The sequence below is a fragment of the Acinetobacter sp. 251-1 genome (assembly GCF_030329305.1).
GTDB lineage: Bacteria > Pseudomonadota > Gammaproteobacteria > Pseudomonadales > Moraxellaceae > Acinetobacter > Acinetobacter piscicola_A.
In genome coordinates this window covers 1-988 of sequence record NZ_JACANS010000060.1, presented here as the reverse complement: position 1 = coordinate 988, position 988 = coordinate 1, and the positions used below count along the sequence as shown (strand labels likewise).

Genomic DNA, 988 nt, shown 5'->3' with positions numbered 1-988 from the left:
TATCCTGTCGTCGGGTCGCCCTCAAAGGGGACATGCCTGCTGAACCGCGAATATAGAGAAATATCCCGAATGTGCAGTTAACGAATTCTTGCGGTTTCTTTCAGCGCCGCCAATACCGCCAGCCCGTCGCGCAAGGGGCGCGGCTCGTGTGTGCGGATGAAGTCAGCTCCACCTGCGGCGGCGGCAAGCTCTGCAGCGAGTGTCGCGGCCCCGACATCCCCCGGACCACGGCCTGTGAGCGCGCGCAGAAAGGATTTGCGCGAAACAGACAGAAGCACCGGCAAATCGAAGCGCAGCCGCAATTCATCGAACCGCGCCAGCACCGAGAGCGAGGTTTCGGGAGCAGCCCCCAGAAAAAACCCCATGCCGGGATCAAGGACAAGGCGGTTGCGTTTGATACCGGCACCCGTCAGCGCCGCGATGCGCGCGTCAAAGAACGCCGCAATGTGATCCATGATGTCGCCAGCGGGTGCCTCGCGCCGATCTGCCTGCCCGTCTTGCACCGAATGCATAACGACGAGTTTGGCAGATGATTTCGCCAATTGCGGATAGAACGCAGCGTCTGGAAAACCGCGAATATCATTGAGATAGGCCACACCACGCGACAAGGCATAGGCTTGCGTCGCGGGTTGATAACTGTCGAGCGAGACGGGAATGCCATCTGCCTTGAGCGCGTCCAGCACCGGCGCGATACGCGCGATTTCTGTGTCGGACGAAACAGGCGCGGCGTCGGGATTGCTGGATGCCGGACCGAGGTCGATCACATCTGCCCCCTCGGCCATCAGCTTACGCGCCTGCGCAATGGCTGCGTCTGGCGCCAGATACCGGCCTCCATCGGAGAAACTGTCCGAGGTTATGTTGACGATGCCGAAAATGATGAGCGATTTATTCATGGGGGCTTCTATAATAATAATAATCGAGCATGAGTCTCATACGGATGCTCGGGTCGAAAGGGAATCCCCAGGCGAGTAACCTGTTTGCGGTGATC

At 59.1% G+C, this 988-nt stretch carries 1 protein-coding gene; it reads right to left on the bottom strand.

Annotated features, from left to right (window positions below; genetic code table 11):
- Positions 1-77: 77 nt before the first annotated feature.
- Entirely contained in the window at positions 78-893 is an 816-nt protein-coding gene (sul2, locus tag HX129_RS17705) for a sulfonamide-resistant dihydropteroate synthase Sul2 (protein WP_001043260.1), read from the bottom strand.
- Positions 894-988 lie beyond the last annotated feature (95 nt).